The 23,781-nt window shown below is 67.7% G+C and carries 11 protein-coding genes; 8 read left to right on the top strand and 3 right to left on the bottom strand.

From position 1 onward, the window contains the following. Positions 1-119: 119 nt before the first annotated feature. The 3 genes from C7402_RS04160 to C7402_RS04150 all read right to left on the bottom strand — a co-directional run bounded on the left by C7402_RS04160 (position 120) and on the right by C7402_RS04150 (position 3,906). Positions 120-1,514, bottom strand: coding sequence for a c-type cytochrome (locus C7402_RS04160; RefSeq protein ID WP_116609715.1), 1,395 nt, complete (start codon positions 1,512-1,514; stop codon positions 120-122). Positions 1,515-1,533: 19 nt separating this feature from the next. Next, a complete protein-coding gene (locus tag C7402_RS04155; RefSeq protein ID WP_116609714.1) occupies positions 1,534-3,135 on the bottom strand; it encodes a GMC family oxidoreductase in 1,602 nt (533 codons plus the stop codon). A 174-nt stretch (positions 3,136-3,309) separates the two neighbouring features. Then, positions 3,310-3,906 (bottom strand): sugar dehydrogenase complex small subunit, encoded by a 597-nt coding sequence (locus C7402_RS04150; RefSeq protein ID WP_165841778.1) that lies wholly within the window; start codon positions 3,904-3,906, stop codon positions 3,310-3,312. Positions 3,907-4,275: 369 nt separating this feature from the next. Here C7402_RS04150 and C7402_RS04145 point away from each other — a divergent pair, with 369 nt between their 5' ends. The 8 genes from C7402_RS04145 (at position 4,276) to treY (ending at position 23,767) form a co-directional block, all read left to right on the top strand. Continuing rightward, positions 4,276-4,932, top strand: a complete 657-nt coding sequence (locus C7402_RS04145) for a DUF1345 domain-containing protein (protein WP_116609712.1) — start codon at positions 4,276-4,278, stop codon at positions 4,930-4,932. Between the two features lie 363 nt (positions 4,933-5,295). Next, positions 5,296-8,787 (top strand): maltotransferase domain-containing protein, encoded by a 3,492-nt coding sequence (locus tag C7402_RS04140; protein WP_116609711.1) that lies wholly within the window; start codon positions 5,296-5,298, stop codon positions 8,785-8,787. Then, entirely contained in the window at positions 8,784-12,242 is a 3,459-nt protein-coding gene (gene treS / locus C7402_RS04135) for a maltose alpha-D-glucosyltransferase (protein ID WP_116609710.1), read from the top strand. Before C7402_RS04140 ends, treS begins: the two co-directional genes overlap by 4 nt. Further along, entirely contained in the window at positions 12,235-14,451 is a 2,217-nt protein-coding gene (glgB, locus tag C7402_RS04130) for a 1,4-alpha-glucan branching protein GlgB (protein ID WP_116609709.1), read from the top strand. Before treS ends, glgB begins: the two co-directional genes overlap by 8 nt. A gap of 76 nt (positions 14,452-14,527) precedes the next feature. After that, a complete protein-coding gene (gene glgX / locus C7402_RS04125) occupies positions 14,528-16,735 on the top strand; it encodes a glycogen debranching protein GlgX (RefSeq protein WP_116609708.1) in 2,208 nt (735 codons plus the stop codon). Between the two features lie 26 nt (positions 16,736-16,761). Next, complete coding sequence (gene treZ, locus C7402_RS04120) at positions 16,762-18,663, top strand: malto-oligosyltrehalose trehalohydrolase (protein ID WP_116609707.1); 1,902 nt, start codon at positions 16,762-16,764, stop codon at positions 18,661-18,663. Then, positions 18,660-20,897, top strand: a complete 2,238-nt coding sequence (malQ, locus tag C7402_RS04115; RefSeq protein ID WP_116609706.1) for a 4-alpha-glucanotransferase — start codon at positions 18,660-18,662, stop codon at positions 20,895-20,897. Before treZ ends, malQ begins: the two co-directional genes overlap by 4 nt. Next, positions 20,894-23,767, top strand: a complete 2,874-nt coding sequence (gene treY / locus C7402_RS04110) for a malto-oligosyltrehalose synthase (protein WP_116609705.1) — start codon at positions 20,894-20,896, stop codon at positions 23,765-23,767. Before malQ ends, treY begins: the two co-directional genes overlap by 4 nt. Positions 23,768-23,781 lie beyond the last annotated feature (14 nt).

Here is a 23,781-nt window from a genome sequence, read left to right as displayed (position 1 = left end):
GATTTCGATGCGCGCTGCACGGAGGCGATCAATGCGAGCAAGCAGCGTGCCTGATCCGCGCAGGCACGCACGCTCCGATTCGCCGGCGCGGCGTGTAAGCGCAATGCATAACCCGCGCATTACTGCGGTTGCGCGCGCAACGCCGCCACCTGATCGGGCGTGAGCGTCGCCTGCGGATTGCCGAACTGTTTCGTCACGTAGTTCGAAATCGCCGCGACCTGGTCGTTGCTCAACTCGTCGCCGAACGCCGGCATCAGCACGTCGGCGTCTTTCGTTTTGCGCGCCACGCCGTGCAGGATCACCATCGCCAGATTGTTCGCACTGGCCGCGCCCGCCACGCTGTTATGAATGAGTGACGGATACGCCCCCGGCGCGCTCGCCCCCACGCCCTCGCCGGTCCAGTTGTGGCAGCTCGCGCAGTTCGCCACGAACAGTTGCAGGCCATTCACGCTCGTGATCGCGGTGCCGCGCAGCGCGGTGATGTCGTTCGCGGCCGGCTTGCCCCACGTATCGCGCGAGCGCGCCACGCCGCCCGAAACCGGCTGCTGCGCACGCAGGTAGGCCACCACCGAGCGCAAGTCCTCACGCGTCAGATATTGCGTCGAGTTCAACACCACATCGGCCATCGGCCCTGCCGCATTCGCATGGCCCGGCGCAACGCCCGTCGACAGATACGAAATCAACACCTCGTCGCTCCAGTTGCCGATGCCGCTCGTGCGGTCCGGCGTGATGTTGTACGCATCCCAGCCCGCTTGCGTCGCGCCCGAGAATCGCCCGGTCGTCTTCAGGCCCTGCATGAAGTTGCGCGGCGTGTGGCACTCCTCGCAATGCGCAAGGCCTTTCACGAGATACGCGCCGCGGTTGTATTCGGCGCTTTGCTTCGGGTCGGGCACGAAGCGGCCTTCATTGAAGTTGAAGAGATTCCAGAACAGCATCAGCCAGCGCTGATTGAACGGGAAGCGCAGTGCGTTCGCGGGCGGCCTGTAGTGCACGGGCGCGACGGTGTTCAGATACGCACGGATCGCGAGCACGTCCTGCTCCGTCACGCGCGTGAATTCGACATACGGAAACGCGGGATAAAGCCGCTCGCCACTTTTGCCAATGCCTTCATGCATCGCGCGTACGAAGTCGGTGTCGCTCCACTGGCCGATGCCGGTATCGGGGTCGGGCGTGATGTTCGGCGTGTAGATCTTGCCAAACGGTGTATTGATGGCGAGGCCTCCCGCAAACGGCCTGCCCGGATCGGCGGTATGGCAGGCGGCGCAGTCGCCCACGCGCGTGAGGTATTCGCCGCGTTTGACGAGGTCGGGTTTGTTCGCGCCCACGGCGGGAGACGAGGTGTCGTCGCCGCGCGCGGAGGACAACGGCAGTTCGTCGACGGGACGCGTTTGCGATTCATGCGCAGCGTGCCACGCGATATACAGCGCGAAGGCGCTAAAGAGCGCGGCCGCAAGCGCGGCGCGCGCACGCTTCTGTCGCTCGGTGCTCACGGCTGAAGACTTCGTTGCTTTCATCGTCTGTCTCGCGTTTGCATCAAAGCTCGTGGCGCAGCTTGTCGGCCAGCTTCAGCGACAACGCGGCGATCGTGAGCGTGCAGTTCACCGAGGCGGCGGTCGGCATCACCGCACTGCTGGCAATGAACAGGTTCGAATGATCGTGCGTGCGGCAGTCCGCATCGACGACCGAATCGGCGGCGTTCGCCCCCATGATCGTCGTGCCCATGATGTGGTTGTTGGGCGCGAACGTGTCGTCGAAGGTGATCTCCGTGCCGCCGAAAAGCTGTGCGATCTGCGCATAGTGTTCATGCGTGTTGGCCGCGCTTTTCTTCACGTAGTCGTTGATCGAGTAGTAGATCTCGGGCTGCGCGATGCCGAGCCCGTCCTTGTGCTCGCCCGAAGGCAGCACGCGGTTCTGCGGCTCGGGCAGGTGCTCGTGAAAGCTGTTGATGTTGAGCGTGCGCGAGGCGCGCTCGCGGATCTGCCGGTCGAGTTCCGCGCCCGTCAAGCCGTTCTTGATGAGCGCGGCGGCAATGGCCATGGTGGGGACGCCGTTCGAGAGATGCAGCTTCTTCGCCGCATAGTCGGAGCGGAACGCGCCGTCGCGGAAATTCACGACCGACGTCATTTCCATGGGCCCGCGCCCCGGCCACAGCGGCTCGTTGGCGAGGAACGTGACGCCCGTGCCCGGATGATCCATGAGATTGCGCCCCACCTGGTCGGAGCTGTTGCCGATACCGTGCGGGAACGCGTCGCTCGTCGACATCAGCATGAGCTTGGGCGTTTCGATGCCGTTCGCCGCGAGCACGAAGAGCTTGCCCGTCACGCGCGTGCTGCTGCCGTTCGGGTCCTTGTAGTGCAGCGCGGTGATGAGCCCTTTGTTATCGGCTTCGATGCGATACACCACCGCTTGCGGCACGAGCTTCGCGCCCGCGCGCTCGGCCTTGTCCGCATGCATCACGCCGTTGTACATCGCGCCGATCGGACAGATGGGCATGCAATTGTTGTTGCCGCAGCAAGTGGGCCGCGCATCGTAGGGGCGGCTGTTGCGCGCAACCGGTTCGGGCACCACGTGAAAGCCATTCGCATTCAACACATCGGAGAAGCGCTGATCCATGTATGAGAGCGGCAGCATGCTCATTGGGTAAGGCTTCGAGCGCGGCGAGCCGAGATCGTGCGTCGTGCCCGGGCCCGACACGCCGAGCTCCACCTCGGCGAGCTGATACCACGGTTCGAGCGTTTCATACGGATACGGCCAGTCGCGGCCCACGCCGTACTGTGTTTTCAAACGAAAGTCCGAGGGCAGCAGGCGCCATGCCGCAGCGGCCCAGTGCCAGGTGGTGCCGCCCACGAGCCGCAGATACTGCGAGTTGTACGGATAGTCGCCCTTCTGCACGAGGTAGTCGTTGGGCGGCGAGTATTCGGGATGCGGTGCGAAGCTGGTAGAAGGATAAGGCGTGGCGAAGTCGGCTTTCGCGGGCGAATTGCGGAAGTTCTCCACGATCTGCCAGCGCGCGAGGCGCGGTCCCGCTTCGAGCAGGATCACGGAGGCGCCGGACTGGGCCATCTGGTGCGCCACCAGACTGCCGGCCACGCCAGAGCCGACGACGACTACGTCGGCGGAATGTTCTATCGCCATTATCGACCTCTTTCTTTTGGCTTTCGTTGTGGGGACCCGGCGCGGCCTGTTATGTCCGCCGATGCATCGCGAAGGCGACGCGCCGGCAGCTGTGCGAGAGGCAGCCGCTGCGAGGTCTTCCGGCCGCGCATGGCGCCGCCGGCAACTGCGTGTTGCGTTATTCCGTCATTGGCGTCACCCGCCTGCGGGTTTCAGCGTCCAGTAGAACGGCACGTCACGGCAATACGAGGGAATCGTCAGCACGTCGCTGACCGGATCGAACATCAGCGCCTTTTCATAGGCCACCACCTGCACATGCGGCATCTCGCCCACGAGCCCGAGATACCACGCGCGCATGATGTCGCCCACGGTCGAGGCGAGTTCGGGCTGATCGGTCTTGAGCGCGGCGGTCACCGTGTCGGAGGGCACGCCGCCGTGGCCTTGCAGCCAGGTGCCGAGGGAGGCGACGTTCGCCTCGAACTGGCTGCTCGCGCGGGCGAGCGCGGCATAGACGCGCTGGCCGAGCACCGTGTCGAAGCCGGTGCGGCCAGTGAGGTGTTGCGAGAGCTTGATGAAGGCGTCGTAGCCGCTGTCCGCGCCTGAACCGGTAGCAGGCGTGGCCGCGAGCGCGCGGCCCATGCCAAAGGGTGCGCCGGAGCGCCCGGCGGCCGCGAAAGCAAGCAGCGCCGCCGCGCACGCACCGGTTACGAAGCGGCGGCGGCCAGGGCGGCCGGGCGCGGCGGGAAGGTCGTACGGCGCCTGGGACGTCCCGTGTTGTGTCGCATCTGTCATGAGCACTCCAGATGAGGTCGATCCCCGCGAGCGATCCCGCATGGGGGCGAAACACGCTTGCCGCCGGCGCGGGCGGCGCAATTCACGTATAACGTTCGCAATCGTCGTGCTGCGTGCATGGTCCAGGCGCGTGTGCCAGATGCGCTTCGGGCCTGCGCCGCGCCTGCGATGAAAGGAACGTTGCCGCGTTGCGCAAGCAATATAGCCTCTTCCGCCCCTCCAAGACAAACCGAAAGGTTCGATGCCCGGTATAACGGCGCGTCGCAACGGCACTTTCATGCAAGGTAGAATCGCCGCAACATTACGCCACCAGCGCCACCGCGCGTCACTACCCGCCACCACGCGCCACCGCGCGCCACGCCATACGCCATGAACCTCTATCCGCAGGTGCTACGCAACCGGCCGCATCTGATGATCGGCATCGCCGTGGGCATCGTGCTCGGCGCGCTCGTGCCGGCCGCGATCCGCCCTTCCGCGCGCATCCTCATGGGCTGGGACGCGGCGATCTGGACCTACCTCGCGCTGATCTGGATTCACATGGCGTTCGCAAACGAAGAGAGCGTGCGCCAGAACGCCCAGCGCGAAGACGAAAACGCGGGCACGGTGCTGTTCCTCATCTGCACGGCGACGGTGGCGAGCATCGTCGCGATCGTGCTCGAACTGGGCACCACGAAAGACCTCGGCACGGCCTCGAAAGTGCTGCATTCGCTGCTCACGGGCCTCACGCTGATCGGCGCGTGGTTTCTCATTCCCACCATCTTCACGCTGCATTACGCACGTCTTTATTACGGCTCCGATCCCGCAGCGCCCGCGCTCGCGTTTCCCGACGAAAAGCTCACGCCGAATTACTGGGACTTCCTGTACTTTTCGTTCACCATCGCCTGCGCCTCGCAAACGGCCGACGTCGGCCTGCGCGGGCGCAACGCGCGGCGCGGTGTGCTTGCGCAATCCATTCTGTCGTTCTATTTCAATGTTTCTGTGCTAGGACTGTGCGTGAACATCGCAGCCAGCATGGTGGGCGGCTGACCCGCACGGCCGGGCACTGCAACGGATACCGGCAAGTGTTGCCGGTGATGTCCCTTCGTGGTGCACACACGCTTTGCACCGGCGGCTGGCGGGCCATTCAAGAGCCATTCGTGAGACATTCGTGAGACATTCGTGAGCCACGCGCGCGCCCCGCGTTTGGGCATGTGCCTTGCTGCCCTCGTTCGCAAGTCGCCGCGCGGCGCACGCGGTTTGGTTCCGGCCTGCTCTTGCACTACATTGAACAGCATGTGCCTGTCCACCACGCGCAGCGCGGCACGCTCCGGCAGCCCACGGGCGGCGTGATCGCATTCCGGCTAACGCCGTTTTGCATCCCCGTCGCCTGACGTACCTGGAATACGACCGATGGAACCTCCCCACGCCTATGCGCCGCGGATCTACTTCGTCCATTCCGTCCTTGTCGGGCCGCTCGACGCCTGGCCGGCGCAGTTCGAACGCGCCGCGTCACTGGGCTTCGACCACGTCCTGATCGGCGCGCTGTTCGCGCCGGGGGCTTCGGGCGACGACCGCATCGTCGCCGATCACGCGCGTCTGCACCCTGCCTTCGGCACGTCGCAATCCGCCGACGACGCCCTGCGCGAACTCGCCCTCGCGGCGCAGGCGTGCGGCGTCACGCTGCTCGCGGACCTCGTGCTCGACCGCAGCGCCGCCGACGGCGCGCTCTACGCGGCTCACCCCGAATGGTTCCATCCGTTCGAGCCCGAGGACGCGCGACTCGATCCGCGCCACGGCCACCATGAAGCCAACGTCGCCTACTCAGACTTCGAGCGTGCGGGCGCGCCGCTCGCCGCCTGGTGGACCGCGCGCGCCATCGCGCTCGTCGAGGCGGGCATAGGCGGCTTTCGCATCGACTCGCCGCATCGCACGCCGCCGCAGGTGCTGCGCGCGATCTTCGACGCCGTGCGCGCGCGCTTTCCCCAAACGCGCTGGCTCGCCGCCACGCCGGGCCTGCCGCGCGAGGCGCTCATGCACCTCGAAAGCGCGGGCTTCGACGCGGCTTTCTCCTCGCTACGCTGGTGGGACTTCTCCTCCAGCTGGATGGTCGAGGAACACGCCGCGTTGCGCCGCGTGGGCTCGCCGATAACGTTTCCAGAGCCGCCCTATGGCGCGCGCTATGCACACGACCAGGAAGGCGCCGCCGACGCCCGCGCCGTGGAGCGCGCGTACCGCCGCATGCTGCGCGCGGCGGCCGCGCTCGGCACCGGCTGGCTCATGCCGATGGGATTCGAATACGGCGTGGACGAAGCGACCGCGCACAGCGGCAACCACGCGCAAGCATGGGAGGCGGCCAGGGCGCGCGCGCCCTTCGATCTGAGCGCCGACGTCGCGCACGCCAACGCGCTGCAACGCGAAACGTGGACGTTGCAAACCAATGGCGAGCTGCGTGCCCTCAACGGTCCCGGCGCGAGCGTCGCCGCCCTGTTGCGCGGCGACCGCGCGGACCTGCGCGAGGCGGGCGACGCGCTCCTCACGCTCATCAATCCCGCGCTCGCCGCACCGGTGCGTGTGGACATGACGCGCCTGCTCGACGGCGTGCCGGGCGGCTTCACGCGCTTCGCGCCGCTCGACGCGCAAACCCTGCGCGGCGCGCGCACGCCCGAACGGCGCGATGCGAGCGCGATACCCGACACCTTCACGCTGCCCGCCGGCGCATGCTGGATCTTCCGCGCGCTCGCGAGCCCGCCCGTCGCGCTCGCGCCGCCCGAGGATCGCGGCAAGTCGGAAACGAGCGGGCACAAGAGCGTGATGGAGGCGATCGCCGCGTCGCGCATCGCGATCGAGAGCGCGACGCCCTCGGTCGATCACGGCCGCTTCGTCGCGAAGCGCACCGTGGGCGAGCGTTGCGAAGTACGCGCGGCGATCTTCGCCGAAGGCCACGATCGCATCGACGCCGCCGTGCTCTGGCGCGCCGCCGACGAAACCGCGTGGCACGAGTCGCCCATGACGCCCGTGCCGCCTGCGGGCACCGACCTGTGGGCCGGCCATTTCCCGCTGGAGCGCGTGGGACGCTACGAGCATGTGGTGATCGCATGGCGCGACGACTACGCCTCGCTCGCCGACCATCTCCAGAAAAAGCGCGCCGCGAATCAGCCCGTGAATCTGGAGCTGGAGGAAGCGAGCCGCCTGCTCGCGCTCGTGCTCGCCACCGCCGAGACCTCGGACGCGGACGGCGAAGCCCGCAAGCACACCGCCGAGGAACTCGACGCAATTGTCAAGCGCTTCATGGGTGCGGACACCGAAACACGTTGCGCGATCATCGCCGCGCCCGCCACGGCCGCCGCCGTGCGCGCCGCGCGCCACCGCCCGTTCCTCTCGCGCGACACGATCGTGAATCGCGTGGACGCCGAGCGCAGCGCCGCGCGCTTTGCGAGCTGGTACGAGATCTTCCCGCGCTCGATGAGCGACGACGAGTCGCGCCACGGCACGTTCGACGACGTGATCGCGAAGATGCCGCGCATCCGCGCCATGGGCTTCGACGTGCTGTACTTCCCGCCGATCCACCCCATCGGCCTCGCGAACCGCAAGGGGCGCAACAACTCGCTCACGGCGCAGCCCGGCGACGTGGGCAGCCCCTATGCGATCGGCGCGGCCGAAGGCGGGCACACCGCCGTGCATCCTCAACTGGGCACGCTGGAGGACTTCTGCCGCATGCAGGCGGCGGCGCACGAACAAGGCCTCGAAATCGCGCTCGACTTCGCGATTCAATGCTCGCCGGATCACCCGTGGCTGAAAGCGCATCCGACCTGGTTCGCATGGCGGCCCGACGGCACGCTGCGCTACGCCGAGAATCCGCCGAAGAAGTATCAGGACATCGTGAACCCAGAGTTCTACGCGCCCGATTCGAAGCCCGATTTGTGGCTCGCGCTGCGCGACGCGATTCTGCTCTGGGTCGACACGGGGGTGCGCATTTTCCGCGTGGACAACCCGCACACGAAGCCCCTGCCGTTCTGGGAATGGATGATCGGCGACGTGCGCGCGCGCCACCCCGACGTGATCTTTCTCTCCGAAGCGTTCACGCGGCCGCGCCTCATGTACCGGCTCGCCAAGATCGGCTTCTCGCAGTCGTACACGTATTTCACGTGGCGCGAATCGAAACGCGATTTCACCGAGTACCTCACGGAACTCACGCAAACCGAGGTGCGCGACTTCTACCGTCCCAACTTCTTCGTCAACACGCCCGACATCAATCCGCGCCATCTGCAAACCGGCGCGCGTTCGAGCTTCCTGATTCGCGCGGCGCTGGCCGCCACGCTTGCGGGGCTCTGGGGCGTGTATTGCGGGTTCGAGCTGTGCGAAGGACGCGCACTGCCCAATTCGGAGGAATATCTGGACTCCGAAAAGTATCAGTTGCGCGCATGGGACTGGCATCGCCCCGGCAACATCGTGGACGAGATCGCCGCGCTCAACCGCATACGCCGCGCCAACCCGGCGCTGCACACGCATCTCGGCATCACCTTCCTCGACGCGCGCAACGACTCGCTGCTCTGCTTCGAGAAGGCCACGCCCGCTCGCGACAACGTGATCGTGGTGGCGATCAATCTCGACGCCTTCAACGAACAGGGCGCCGACTTCGACCTGTCGTGGACGACGTTCCAGCGCTGGCACCTCGACGACCACGCCACGCTCAACGTCGTCGATGAAATGACGGGCGAGCGTTTCGAATGGCATGGCCGCTGGCAGCACGTGCGGCTCGACCCGCATACGCGCCCCTTCGCGATCTGGCGCATCGAGCCGGTGAACGGCTTGCCGCGCGAGGCGCCGACCGACCACGCAGATGAACACATCGAGGGTCATCCCGAACTCGATGCCGACTTCCCGCCCGGAGGAGCGACATGAAACGCGACCCCGCAACGCACGAGCCCGTGGCAACCAACGTGCAGACCGTCACGCGCGACCCGACCGTTCCCGACACGCATCAGCGCGATGAGCGCGCCACGCAACGGCGCGGCAAGGCTTCGCTGCTCACCGACGACCCGCTCTGGTACAAGGACGCGGTGATCTACCAGGTGCACGTGAAATCGTTCTACGACTCGAACAACGACGGCGTGGGCGACTTCCCCGGCCTGCTCGCCAAGCTCGACTACATCGCAGGCCTGGGTGTGACGGCCATCTGGCTGCTGCCCTTCTACCCCTCGCCGCGGCGCGACGACGGCTACGACATCGCCGACTATCGCAACGTGCATCCCGACTACGGCCAGTTGGCCGACGTGCGCCGCTTCATTCAGGAGGCGCACGCGCGCGGCATTCGCGTGATCACCGAACTCGTCATCAACCACACCTCCGACCAGCACCCGTGGTTCCAGCGCGCACGCCGCGCGAAGCCGGGCTCGAATCATCGCAACTACTATGTGTGGTCCGATACCGACCATAAGTACCAGGGCACGCGCATCATCTTCATCGACACGGAGCCGTCGAACTGGACGCACGACCCCATTGCGGGCGCGTACTACTGGCACCGGTTCTACTCGCACCAGCCCGACCTGAACTTCGACAACCCGGCCGTGCTGCGCGAAGTGTTGCATGTCATGCGCTTCTGGCTCGACATGGGCATAGACGGGCTGCGCCTCGACGCCGTGCCCTATCTCGTGGAACGCGAAGGCACGAACAACGAAAACCTGCCCGAGACGCACGCCATTCTCAAGCAGATTCGCGCGACCATCGACAAGCATTACCCGAACCGCATGCTGCTGGCCGAAGCGAACCAGTGGCCCGAAGACGTGCAGGAGTATTTCGGCAACGAAGACGAATGCCACATGGCGTTCCACTTCCCGCTGATGCCGCGCCTGTACATGGCGATCGCGAGCGAGGACCGTTTTCCGATCATCGACATCATGAAGCAGACGCCGGACTTGCTGGAAAGCTGCCAATGGGCGATTTTCCTGCGCAATCACGACGAGCTGACGCTGGAGATGGTTACGGACTCCGAACGAGACTATCTCTGGACCACCTATGCGAGCGACCGCCGCGCGCGCCTGAATCTCGGCATTCGCCGCCGCCTCGCGCCGCTCATGGAACGCGACCGCCGCCGCATCGAGCTGATCAATTCGCTGCTGCTCTCGATGCCGGGCACGCCCGTGATCTATTACGGCGACGAACTCGGCATGGGCGACAACATCCACCTGGGCGACCGCGACGGCGTGCGCACCCCCATGCAGTGGTCGTCGGACCGCAACGGCGGCTTCTCCCGCGCCGACCCCGAACAGCTCGTGCTGCCGCCGCTCATGGGCTCGCTCTACGGCTACGACGCGATCAACGTGGAAGCGCAAAGCCGCGACCCGCATTCGCTGCTCAACTGGACGCGCCGCATGCTCGCCACGCGCCGCGCGAAGCAGGCGTTCGGGCGCGGCTCGATTCGCTTCCTGCGGCCCGCCAATCGCAAGATCCTCGCGTACCTGCGCGAAATGCCCGGCGAAGCGTCCATTCTGTGCGTGGCGAATCTGTCGCGCGCGCCGCAGGCCGTCGAGCTCGACCTGTCCGAATTCGCGGGCACCGCCCCCGTCGAAATGACGGCGGATTCCGTGTTCCCGCCCATCGGTCAACTGCCTTATCTGCTGACCTTCCCGCCGTACGGCTTTCTGTGGTTCCTCCTGTGCCCCGGCAACCAGCGACCTTCGTGGAGCCAGCCGACCTCGGAGCAACTGCCCGAATTCGTGACCGTGGTGATACGCGAAGGGCAAACCGGCGCGACACCCGAAAACGTGCGGCTGCTCGAATCGGAAGTGCTGCCTTCGTGGCTCTCGCGGCGGCGCTGGTTCGCCTCGAAAGACAAACCGCTGCGCGCGGTGCGCCTTGCCGCGCTCACGACGATCCACGGCGCGGGCTTCGCGTTCACGGAGATCGAGGCCGAGCTTGCGGACGGCACGAGCGAGCGCTACGTGCTGCCCATCGCGATCACGTGGGGCACCGACACCACCACGCCGCTGCATATCCAGCTCGCGCTCTCGCGCGTGCGGCGCGGCCGCACGGTGGGCTACCTCACCGATGCCTTCTCGCTGCCCTGGTTCGCCTACGGCGTGCTGCGCAAGCTGCGCGAGCGCGCGGCCGTGCCCACGGTGCAGCAGAGCACGATCCGTTTCGAGCCCACCGCGCGGCTCGACGAACTCGACCTGGGCGACGCGCCCGAGGTGCGCTGGCTCGCCGCCGAGCAGAGCAACAGTTCGCTCGTGATCGCGGAAACGCTCGTGCTCAAGATCGTGCGCCGCCTCATGGCGGGCGTGCACCCCGAAGCGGAAATGAGCCGCTATCTCACGAAGCTCGGCTACGCGAACACTGCGCCGCTCTATGGCGAGGTGGTGCGCGTCGACCCCGCGGGCGTGCCGCATACGCTCATCATCATGCAGGGCTACATCGACAACCAGGGCAACGCGTGGGACTGGGCGCTCGATTACCTGCGCCGCACGATCGACGAACTCGCGCTCGCCGTGGACGACGACACGAGCGTCGATCAGGCGCACGAAGACGAAGCCGTGCAGGGCTACTGCGCGGTGATCGGCGCGATCGGCAAGCGCCTTGGCGAACTGCACGCCGCGCTCGCCTCGCCCACCGACGACGAGGCGTTCGCGCCCGTCCCCGCCACGCCCGACGACGTGCGTGCATGGGTCGCCGACACGCAGTCGATGCTCGCCGAAGCGCTCGACATCGTCGCGCGCCACACCGGCGAAGACGATCACACGCTCGACGACGATGCCCGCGAACTCGCACGCGGCCTGATCGAGCGCCGCAAGGCGCTGGTCGCGAAGGTCGACGCACTCGTACCGCTCGATGCCAAGGCGTCGCGCATCCGTATTCACGGCGACTTCCACCTGGGCCAGGTGCTGCTCGCGCAAGGCGACGCGTATCTGATCGACTTCGAAGGCGAGCCCGCGCGCGCGCTCGACTACCGGCGCGCCAAAGCTTCGCCGCTGCGCGACGTGGCGGGCCTGCTGCGCTCGCTCTCGTATGCGGGTGCGGCCGCGCAATCGACCATCGAAAACGCGCCGATGCCCGTGGTCGATCGCAAACGCGCGCTGTTCGAGCGCTTCCGCGGCTTTGCCGCCGAGGCCTTCCTCAGCCAGTACCGCGCGGCCGTGGCCGAAGCGCCGCTCATGCTCGTGGGCGCATCGCACGAGCAGCCGCTGCTCGACCTGTTCCTGATCGAGAAGGCCGCCTACGAGATCCGCTACGAGGCCGCCAACCGTCCCACGTGGCTCGCCTTGCCGATCCGCGGACTCGCGGCGCTCGCCGCACGTCTGCTCGAACCCCCGCCCGTGCACACCGCGCACGCGCATTCCGGCGGAGGCGGCCATGGCTGAACGCACGCCGCACGCCGGCCTGAATCCGCACGATGCCGAAGCGCTGGCGAGCGCTCGCCACGTCGATCCCTTCGCCGTGCTCGGGCTGCACTGGGTGGACGGCACGCCCTATGTGCGCGCGTGGCTGCCCAACGCGGCAGGCGCGAGTGTCGTGGCGCGCGACCGCGCCCACACGCTGGGCGAGCTTACGCTCGTGCATCCCGCGGGCCTCTTTGCCGGACCGCTCGCCGAGGCGGTACCGTATCGCCTCGTGATCGACTGGCAAGGCGTCAGCCAGGAAATAGAGGATACCTACTCATTCGGCGCGCAGCTTTCGCATGAAGCACTCGTGCGTCTCGCCGACGGCGACCCGTATGCCGTGCTCGAATGCCTCGGCGCGCGCGCCACGCTCTGCGACGGCGTGCCCGGCACGCGCTTCGCCGTGTGGGCGCCGAACGCGAAACGCGTCTCCGTGGTGGGCGACTTCAATGCGTGGGACGGGCGGCGTCACCCCATGCGGCTGCGCCACGAGGCGGGCGTGTGGGAGCTGTTCATTCCGCGCGTGGCACCGGGCGCGCGCTACAAGTACGAGATCCTCGGCGCGCGCGACGTGGTGCTGCCGCTCAAGGCCGACCCTTGCGCGCTGCAAACAGAATGCCCGCCGGGCACGGCGTCGATCGTCGCGCCCGTCGACGCGCTCGACCACTACGCGTGGCGCGACCAGGAGTGGCTGCAAACGCGTGGCGAACGCCAGAACGCACGCTCAGCGATGTCGGTGTACGAAGTGCACGCGCCTTCGTGGCTGCCCACCCAGGGCGCCGATGCGCCCGCGCCCGACTGGGGCGCGCTCGCCGAGCGCCTGATTCCCTACGCGCAAGGCATGGGCTTCACGCACCTCGAATTAATGCCCGTGGCGGAACATCCGTTCGGCGGGTCGTGGGGCTATCAGCCGCTTGCGCAGTTCGCGCCCACCGCGCGCCTCGGCTCGCCCGTCGACTTCGCGGCGTTCGTCGATCGCGCGCATGAGGCGGGTCTCGGCGTGATTCTCGACTGGGTGCCCGCGCACTTTCCGAACGACGCGCACGGCCTGATCGATTTCGACGGCACCGCGCTCTACGAGCACGCCGATCCGCGCGAAGGCTATCACCCCGACTGGAACACGATGATCTACAACCTCGGCCGTCGCGAGGTGAGCGCGTTCCTGATCGCGTCGGGCCTCGCGTGGCTCATGCGCTATCACGTGGACGGCCTGCGCGTGGACGCCGTCGCCTCCATGCTCTATCGCGACTACTCTCGCGCGCAAGGCGAATGGGTGCCCAATATCTACGGCGGCCGCGAGAATCTCGAATCGATCGCGTTTCTCAAGCGCCTCAACCACGAAACGCAGTATGTGCCGCAGCGCCCCGGCGTCATCACCATTGCCGAGGAATCCACGGCGTGGCCCGGCGTCACGGCGCGCCCCGAGGACGGCGGCCTCGGCTTCCAGTTCAAGTGGAACATGGGCTGGATGCACGACACGCTGCACTACATGCACGAAGACCCGGTGTACCGGCGTTATCACCATCACATGATGACGTTCGCGATGGTCTACGCATGGTCGGAGCGCTTCGTGCTGCCGCTGTCGCACGACGAAGTGGTGCACGGCAAGGGCTCGCTGCTCGGCAAGATGCCGGGCGACCGCTGGCAGAAGTTCGCGAACCTGCGCGCGTATTTCGGCTTCATGTGGGCGCACCCCGGCAAAAAGCTGCTCTTCATGGGCGGCGAGTTCGGCCAGATGGCCGAGTTCGATCACGACGGCACGCCGCACTGGAACCTGCTCGACGACCCGCTGCACCGCGGCGTGCAAACGCTCGTGCGCGACCTGAACCACCTCTATGCCGGCGAGCCCGCGCTCTACACGCTCGACGCGGAGCCGGGCGGCTTCGAATGGATCGTCGGCGACGACAGCGAAAACAGCGTGCTCGCGTGGCGCCGTGTGGACGGCACGGGCCGCGAAGTCGTGGCCATCTGCAACTTCACGCCGGTGCCGCGCCACGGCTACCGAATCGGCATGCCGCAGCCCGGCCAGTGGGAAGAGGTGCTCAACACCGACGCCGAAGTCTACGGCGGCTCGAACATCGGCAACGGGGGCCTCGTCAGCACCGAGGGCGTGGCAAGCCATGGCAAGCCGCAGTCGGCCGCGCTCGTGCTGCCGCCGCTCGGCACGCTGGTGTTGCGCCTGCGCCGCTAGACACGGGCGGCCGCGCCGCGACGTATGTTAATCAGGAACCCGATGCATCACGAAGAACAACACACGGAGCATCGTCATGGCAAATGGTCCACCTGAGCGCCTGCTGCCGGGCTCGCCGTGGCCGCTCGGCGCAACGTGGGACGGGCTCGGCACCAACTTCGCCGTGTTCTCGGCGCACGCGTGGCGCATCGAGCTATGCCTGTTCGACCCCACCGGCCGCAAGGAACGCACGCGCTACACCTTGCCCGAATGCACCGACGAAGTGTGGCATGGCTATTTGCCCGGCGCGCATCCGGGCACGGTCTACGGCCTGCGCGCGCACGGCCCGTATCAGCCTCATCTCGGGCATCGCTTCAATCCCCACAAGCTGCTCATCGACCCCTACGCAAGGCAACTCATCGGCCAGTTCCGCTGGTCCGACACGCTTTACGGCTATCGCGCGCATTCGAACCGCGTGGACCTTTCGATCGACCGGCGCGACTCGGCGCCGGCCATGCCCAAGTGCGTGGTCGTCAACGACAACTTCGACTGGTCGCGCGACCGGCGCCCCGACACGCCCTGGGGCGAGACGGTGATTTACGAAGCGCATCTGCGCGGGCTCTCCATGCAGCGCCACGAAATGCGCACGCACATGCGCGGCACCTTCGCCGGGCTCGCCGCGCCGCGCTTCATCGACCATCTGCACAAGCTTGGCGTGACGGCCGTCGAACTCTTGCCGGTCCATACCTTTCTCACGGAGCGCTTTCTCATCGATCGTGGACTGCGCAACTACTGGGGCTACAACCCGGCCGCGTTCTTCGCGCCCGAGCCGAGCTACCTCGTGGGCTACGACACCGACGAAATGCGTATTGCCGTGCGGCAACTCCATGCGGCGGGCATCGAGGTGTTTCTCGACGTGGTCTATAACCACACCTGCGAAGGCGGCGAAATGGGCCCCACGGTTTCGTGGCGAGGTCTCGACAACGCGAGCTACTACCGCTGCGTGCCCGGCGACGAGCGCCACTTCATCAACGACACGGGCTGCGGCAACACGCTCAATCTCTCGCATCCCCGCGTGCTGCAAATGGTCGCCGATTCGCTGCGTCACTGGGCCACCTCGTACGGTATCGACGGCTTTCGCTTCGACCTTGGCGTGACGCTCGGGCGTGAGCCCTCGGGCTTCGACCCGAACGGCGGCTTCTTCGACGTGCTGCGCCAGGACCCCGTGCTGTCGCGCTGCAAACTGATTTCCGAGCCGTGGGACGTGGGCCCCGGCGGCTACCAGCTCGGCAACCATCCACCGGGCTTCTCCGAATGGAACGACCGCTTTCGTGACAGCGTGCGCCGCTACTGGCGCGGCGCGCCGGGCCAGCGCGCCGACCTCGCCGCGCGCTTGACCGGCAGCGCCGATCTGTTCGACAAACGCAAGCGCCGCCCCTGGGCATCGGTCAATTTCATCACTTCGCACGACGGCTTCACGCTCGCCGACCTCGTTTCGTATGACCGAAAGCACAACGAAGCCAACGGCGAAGAAAACCGCGACGGCCACAACGAGAACTGGAGTGCGAACTGGGGCGAAGAAGGCCCGACCGACGACCCGGCCATTCTCGCTACGCGCGCGCGCGTGGCGCGCTCGATGCTCGCCACGCTTTTCGTGGCGATCGGCACGCCCATGCTGCTGGCCGGCGACGAAGCCGGGCGCACGCAGCGCGGCAACAACAACGCCTACTGCCAGGACAACGACATCTCGTGGTTCGACTGGGCGCTCGCCGAAACACCCCAGGGCAAGGCGATGATGCGTTTCGCCGCGCGCGTGATCGCGTTGCGCCGCGACCATCCCTTGCTGCGCGAAACGCGTTTCCTGTTTGGCGAGCGCGAGTTGCTGCCCGGCGTGCACGACATCGACTGGTTCGACGAACGCGGCGAGCCGCTCTCGCCCGAGGCATGGCAAGACCCCGAGGCGCTCGCCTTCACGATGCGGCGCGCCGGAGCGGGACGCGAGGGCGAAATGGAAGTATTGTTGATGATGCTGAACGCTTCGCAGGGGGCGGTGACGTTCGTCGCGCCGGCGCCGCGCATGGCATGGGAGGTGCTGATCGACACCGCGCGCCCCGATGCCGTGCCCTACGCGCTGCCCGACACGACGTACGAACTGGCCGCGCGCGCGCTCGTGGTGCTGTGCGCGCGGCCGGCGCGGCAAGACACACGCCGGCCGCACGACACGCGCAAGGACACGCCCGCGCCGGACCCGCGCCGCGCACCGGATGCATCCAGCCCGGGCCCCGACGCAACGCCCGCCGGATAAGTACAGGAAGCCATCAGGAAGCCAACATGTCCCCGCTTTCGCAAGATCCGCACGACCGTCACTACATGCATTGCCTGCCGTTCGGCGCGCAGTTGATCGGCGCCGCGCACGCACAGCCGCACACGCGCTTTCGCTTCTGGGCGCCTTCGTGTCAAACGGTGCAGATCGTGTTCGAAAACGTTGGTGACGCGCCGCCGCTCGACATGACGGCGAGCGGCAACGGCTGGTTCGAAGCGCAGGCGCCCTGCGGGCCCGGCACGCTCTATCGCTATTGCATAGACGGCCGGCAACGCGTACCCGACCCCGCTTCGCGCTTCCAGCCACAAGGCGTGCATGGCCCGAGCGAAGTGCTCGACCCGCGCGCCTATGCGTGGCAGCACGTGCACTGGCAAGGCCGGCCGTGGGAAGAAACCGTGCTCTACGAACTGCACGTGGGCGCCCTGGGCGGCTACCAGGGCGTGATGAAACGCCTGCCAGCGCTCGCGGCGCTGGGCGTCACAGCCGTCGAACTCATGCCGCTCAACGACTATCCGGGCGAGCGAGGCTGGGGCTATGACGTCGTGCTCCCCTACGCGCCGCACGCGGCCTACGGCAGTCCTGACGAACTCAAAGCGCTGGTGGATACCGCGCACGGCCTCGGCCTGCAAATGTTCATCGACGTCGTGTACAACCACTTCGGCCCCGACGGCAACTGGCTCGGCCTCTATGCCAAGCCGTTTTTCCGCCAGGACGTGAAAACGCCGTGGGGCGAAGCACTCGACTTCGAGCGCTTCGAAGTGCGCGACTTCTATTGCGACAATGCGCTTTACTGGCTCACCGAATATCGCTTCGACGGCCTGCGCATCGACGCCGCGCATGCGATCGGCAACACCAACTGGTTGCGCGAGCTGGCCGACCATGTGAAGGCGCGCGTGGAGCCCGGCCGCCAGGTGCACCTGGTGCTGGAAAACGAGCACAATGAAGCCAATCTGCTCGAATCGCACTTCAGCGCGCAATGGAACGACGACGCGCACCACTGCTTTCACGTGCTGCTGACCGGCGAATCGGAGGGCTACTATCGCGCCTTCAGCGACTCGCCCATCACACAGCTTGCGCGCGTGCTCGGCGAAGGTTTCGCGTATCAGGGCGACCCGTCGCCCGTGCATGCGGGCCAGCCGCGCGGCGAGCCAAGCGCGCATTTGCCGCCCACGGCCTTCGTCGCGTTTCTGCAAAATCACGACCAGATCGGCAATCGCGCGCTAGGCGATCGCCTGCGCGCGCTCGCCGACGACGACGCCTTGCGCGCCGCCACCGCCATGCTCCTGCTTTCGCCGCAAATTCCGCTGATCTTCATGGAAGAGGAATATGGCTCGACGCAGCCATTCCAGTTCTTCACCGCCTTCACCGGCACGCTCGCCGATGCGGTGCGCGAAGGCCGCCGCCGCGAATTCAAGGCGTTCAGCGCATTCAACGACGCGGCGAGCCGCGCGCGCATTCCCGATCCGAACGACCTGCAAACCTTCGTGAATTCGTCGCCGCCCGCCGATGCGCCGCTCGACGGCGAGCGGCTCGAATGGATGCACTTCTACAAGTCGGCGCTCTGCGTGCGCGCGCATCTGCTCATGCCGCGCCTGCGCCACGCGCGCGCGCTCGGCGCAACGGTGCTCGCCGACGACGCCGCCAACGGGCTCGCCGCGCTCGTGGCGCGCTGGCGACTCGACGACGGCGAAACGCTCACGATCGCGCTGAACCTGGGCCGCGACGGCGTGCGGCTCGACCCGCATCCTGAAGGCATGGTGATCTTCGAAACGCCGGGGCGCGCACGCGATTACGCCGACAACGGCGTGCTGCCGGAAAGCGCATGCATTGCGTGGCTCACCGGCAACGTGCCCGCGTATTCGAGCGAGCACGATGCGCGTGTGGTGCATCGCGAGGAGCCGCACGCATGAGCACGGCGCGCCGCAGCGACACGCTCGCGACCCTCGCCGCGCGCGCGGGCTTCGAGGTCGAATGGACCGACGCCCACGGTGCGGTGCAGCGCGTGCCCGACAGCACGCTGGCAACGCTGCTCGAATGCGCGGGCCTGCCCTGCGCGAACGCCGCGCAAATCCGGCAAAGCACGTCCGCGCTCAATGCGGAACAATCGGCGCGACGCCTGCCCCCACTCATTACCGCTGAATACGAAAGCGCGATCGAATTGCCGCCCTCGGCCGTGCGCGCGGGCAGCCACTATCGCATCGACCTGGAGGGCGGCGAGCATATCGAGGGGCGCTTCACCTCGCCGCGCGGCGAGCCCGCCTTGCTCGCGCCTTTGAGTGAGCCCGGCTATCACACGCTCACGGTCAACGACCATCGCCTCACCATCGCGGTCGCGCCGCCCCGCTGCCATACGGTCGCCGACGCCTGGCGAGCGCGCCATGGCGACAGCGGCAGCGTGCCGCCGCTTTGGGGACTCGCCGCACAATTGTATGGACTCCGACGCAAAGGCGACGGCGGCATCGGCGACTACACCGCGCTGGCCACGCTCGCCGCCGAAAGCGCGCAGCGCGGCGCCCAGGCGCTCGCCGTGAGCCCGACGCACGCGATGTTCAGCGCCGAGCCTGGGCACTTCAGCCCTTACTCGCCCTCGTCGCGCCTCTGGGTCAATGTCGCGCACATCGATCCGGCCGCGCTGTTCGGCGCCAGGGCCGCGCACGACGCGAGCGTGGCCGCGAACGCGGGCGACGCCTGGCGCGAACTCGAAGACGCGCCGCTCGTCGACTGGCAGCGTGCACTGCCGCTCAAGCTCAAGGTGCTGCGCGCGCTGTTCGACCGCTTCGAGCGCGACGAGCTCGCGAACGGCTCGCCGCGCGCGGCCGCCTTCCAGGCGTTCCGCGCACAGGGCGGCGAGGCGCTCGAAGACCACGCGCGCTTCGAAGCGCTCCAGGAAGCGATGCTCTCGGGGCCGGGCGCCGTGCGCCACTGGCGCGACTGGCCCGAGCCGCTGCGCGACCCGCGCAGCGCCGACGTGGCGACATTCGCGCAGGAGCACCGGCGCGAAGTGGACTTTCACTGCTTCCTGCAATGGCTCGCGGCAGAGGGGCTTTCGGGCGCGCAGCGCAGCGCGCGCGAGGCCGGCATGGCAATCGGCCTCGTCGCCGATCTCGCGGTGGGTTGCGACGGCGCCGGCTCGCATGCGTGGTCGCTCCCGCAGGACATGTTGCAACGCGTTTCGGTGGGCGCGCCGCCCGACATCTTCAATCAGGCCGGGCAAAGCTGGGGCCTCACCACGTTCTCGCCGCGCGCGATGCACAACAACGGCTTTCGCGCGTTCATCGACATGCTGCGCGCCGCGTTTGCTCACGCGGGCGGCGTGCGTATCGACCATATCCTGGGCTTGAGGCGCCTCTGGCTCGTGCCCGAAGGCGAAAGCGCGCGCCACGGCGCGTACCTGCGCTATCCGTTCGACGACCTCGTGCGGCTCATCGCGCTCGAATCGTGGCGGCATCGCGCGATCGTGATCGGCGAGGACCTCGGCACCGTGCCGCCCGGCCTGCGCGAGCGGCTCGCCGCGCACGGCCTGTACGGCATTCGCGTGCTGTGGTTCGAGCACGACGGCAAGGGCTTTCTCGCGCCTTCGCGCTGGGACCCGCACGGCGTCGCGACGACGACCACACACGACCTGCCGACGGTCGCGGGCTGGTGGCGCGGCGCCGATATCGACTGGCGCAACCGTATTGGCCAGACGCTGCCGCGCGCGGACGGGCAAGATCCCGTCGCGCTCGACCACGCGCGCCGCGCCACCGATCGCGCCGCGCTTTGGCTTGCTTTGCAGCAAACCGGCTTCGCGCCGCGCGGCGCCGGTGCGCCGCCGCTGGACGACCCGCCCGTCGAAGCCGCGCTGGGCTATGTCGCGGCGACCACGAGCCCGCTCGTCACCTGCCCGCTCGAAGACCTGCTGGCGCTGCCCGACCAGCCGAATCTGCCCGGCTCGATCGACGAACATCCGAACTGGCGCCGGCGATTGCCGCTCGCCGTGGAGTCGATCTTCACCGATCCGGCCGTCGCCGCGCGCATCGAGACCGTCGTTCGCGCCCGCGAGGCCATCGCACGCGCGCAGGCCGACTCCGGTGCGAGCGGCGCTGAGGTCAACCCATCCGCCAGCGGCGCGCCCCGCGCGCCCGAAACGAAGCCGACGCCATGACACACCCACGCGCGACGCTGCGCTTGCAGCTCCATCACGGCTTCACATTCGACGACGCGCTCGCGCAGCTCGACTATTTCGCCGCGCTCGGCGTGAGCCATCTCTACCTCTCGCCCGTTACCACGGCGCAACCGGGCTCGATGCACGGCTACGACACGGTCGACTACGGCGCGGTGAGCGCCGAGCTGGGCGGCGAAGGCGCGCTGCGCCGTCTCGCCGCAAAGGTGCACGAGCGCGGCATGGGCCTGATCGCCGACTTCGTGCCGAATCACATGGGCGTGGGCGGCGCGCACAATGCGTGGTGGCTCGACATTCTCGAATGGGGCCGCCACAGCGCCTACGCGCGCCACTTCGACGTGGACTGGCATTCGGCCGACCCCGCGCTGCGCGGCAAGGTGCTGATGCCCTTTCTCGGCGCGCAATATGGCGAAGAACTCGCGGCGGGACGCATCGAGCTGAAGTTCGATCCCATTGCCGCGCGCTTTTACGTGCAGTACGGGCCGCACGTGTGCCCGATCTGTCCGACCGAGTATGCAACGCTGTTGCAGTCCGCGAACCGCGCCGATCTCAACACGCTCGCCGGGCCGTTCCAGGGCGTCACCACGCAGCCCGAGGACCAGGCCCGCGCCACTGCCGGGCGCGACGCGTTGCGCGCGTTCGTCGAGCGCGCCGGCGTCGAGCCGATCGAATTCGTTCTGCAATCCTATGCAAGCACCGACCCCGTGACACGCGACCGACTGCACCGCCTGCTGGAGCGCCAGCACTTTCGCCTTGCCTGGTGGCGCACCGCCACCGACGAGGTGAACTGGCGGCGCTTCTTCGACGTCACCGCGCTCGCGGGCGTGCGCGTTGAGCGCCACGACGTGTTCGAGGCCGTCCACAAGCTCGTGTTCCGCCTTTATGCCGACGGCGTGATCGACGGCCTGCGCATCGACCATATCGACGGCCTCGCCGATCCGCGCGAATATTGCGAGCGCTTGCGGCAACGCCTCACTTCGCTGCGCGCCACGCCGCCCTTCATCGTCGTCGAAAAGATTCTCGCGCACGGCGAATGGCTGCGCGAGGACTGGCCCGTGCAAGGCACGACGGGCTACGACTTCATGAACGACGTGGGCGCCTTGCTGCACGATCCTGCGGGCGCCGCGCCGCTGGCCGAAACGTGGGCCGCCATTGCCGGCGACGACCGCCCGTTCGCGAGCTACGCACTCCAGGCGCGACGCGAGATGCTGGCCGCCTACCTCTGCGCCGAACTCGACCACGTGACGCGCGCGTTGCATCGCATCGCGCGCGAGCAACCGGGCACGCGCGACACGACGTATGCGTCCGTGCATCGCGTGGTGGCTCACCTCGCGATGCATTTCCCGGTGTATCGGATCTATCCGTCGAACGGCCTGCGCGGTTCGCTCGACAACCGCTTCTTCGACGTGGCGCTCGAAGCCTCACGACGCGCGTTGCCGCGCGCAAGCCTTGCGGCGCTCGCGCTCGTGGATGGCTGGCTCGGAGGACGCGCGCCCGAACCGGCCGCGAGCAGCGGCAACGGCGGTGGCGGCGCGAACAACAGCGTCAAGCCGGCGCGCGCCGCACCGGCGGGCGCGAGCGCAAGCAACAGTGCCCCGCCCAACACGCCGCTCAGCCACGCGCTCATCGCGCAACGCACGGCCCTCGCGTTGTTCTCGCAGCTCACCGCACCGCTCGCGGCCAAGGCCACCGAGGACACCGCGCTCTATCGCTACGGCCGCCTGCTCTCGCGCAACGAAGTGGGCGCGGACCCCGACGATTTCACGCGCACGCAACCGGACTTCCACGCGGCGAACCGGCTGCGCCAAAAGCGTCCGCTCGGCCTGCTGGCCACGGCCACCCACGACCACAAGCGCGGCGAAGACGTCCGCGCGCGGCTCGCCGTGCTGAGCGAACTGGCGGGAGAATGGAGCGCCACGTTGCGTGCGTGGTCCACGCTGAACCAGACGCACCGCCGCAACGACAACACGGCGGCCGCGGCGTGGTCGCCCGGCCCCACCGCCGAGGCCATGCTCTACCAGACGCTCGTTGGCTGCTGGCCGCCCGAACTCGACCCCGGCGACGAAGCGGGCGTGCGCGCCCTGGCCGAGCGCGTCTCGCAATGGCAATTGAAGGCGCTGCGCGAAGCGAAGCTGCGCACGAACTGGCTGGCTCCCGACGAAGCCTATGAATCGGAGTGCCAGGCATTCCTCTTCGACATTCTTGCGCCGCAGCGGCGCGACGGCTTCCTGCAAGCACTGGCCGGGTTCGTTGCGCGTGTGGCGAGCGCGGGCGCGCTCAATACGCTGCTGCAAACGGTCTTGCGGATGACGTCCCCCGGCATCCCCGATCTTTATCAGGGCACCGAACTATGGGATTTCAGCCTCGTCGATCCGGATAACCGGCGGCCGGTCGACTATGCGCTCCGCAAGGCCGCGCTCGACGATGAAGCGCCCGCTGCGAAACTCAAGGACTGGCGCAATGCACACGTGAAGCTCGCCACCGTGCGCCGCCTGCTTGCACTGCGCGCACGCGCGCCGGAATTGCTGCGCGAAGGCGAATATGCGCCGCTCGCCGTGAGCGGCGCGCAGGCCGGCCATGTGATTGCGTTCGCGCGCCAGCACGGCAACGAGTGGGCCATCGTTATCGGCACGCACCTGGCCGCCGGGCTGCTCGACGGCGACCTGCCGCTCGTCGCGCCCGAACGCTGGGAAGACACGAAGGTCGAGCTACCGAAAGCCTGCGCGCAGGCCACGCTGCACGACTGGCTGAGCGATGCCGCGCACACGGTGCGCGACGGCAACACGCTCTTGCTGCGCGACGTGCTGCAAGGACTGCCCGTTGCCGTGCTTTCCACGCTCGCGCGCGCTTGAGCAAAGGGTGAGCG

It is taken from the genome of Paraburkholderia unamae, assembly GCF_003096875.1.
GTDB lineage: Bacteria > Pseudomonadota > Gammaproteobacteria > Burkholderiales > Burkholderiaceae > Paraburkholderia > Paraburkholderia unamae.
This window is presented reverse-complemented; position numbering and strand designations above follow the sequence as displayed.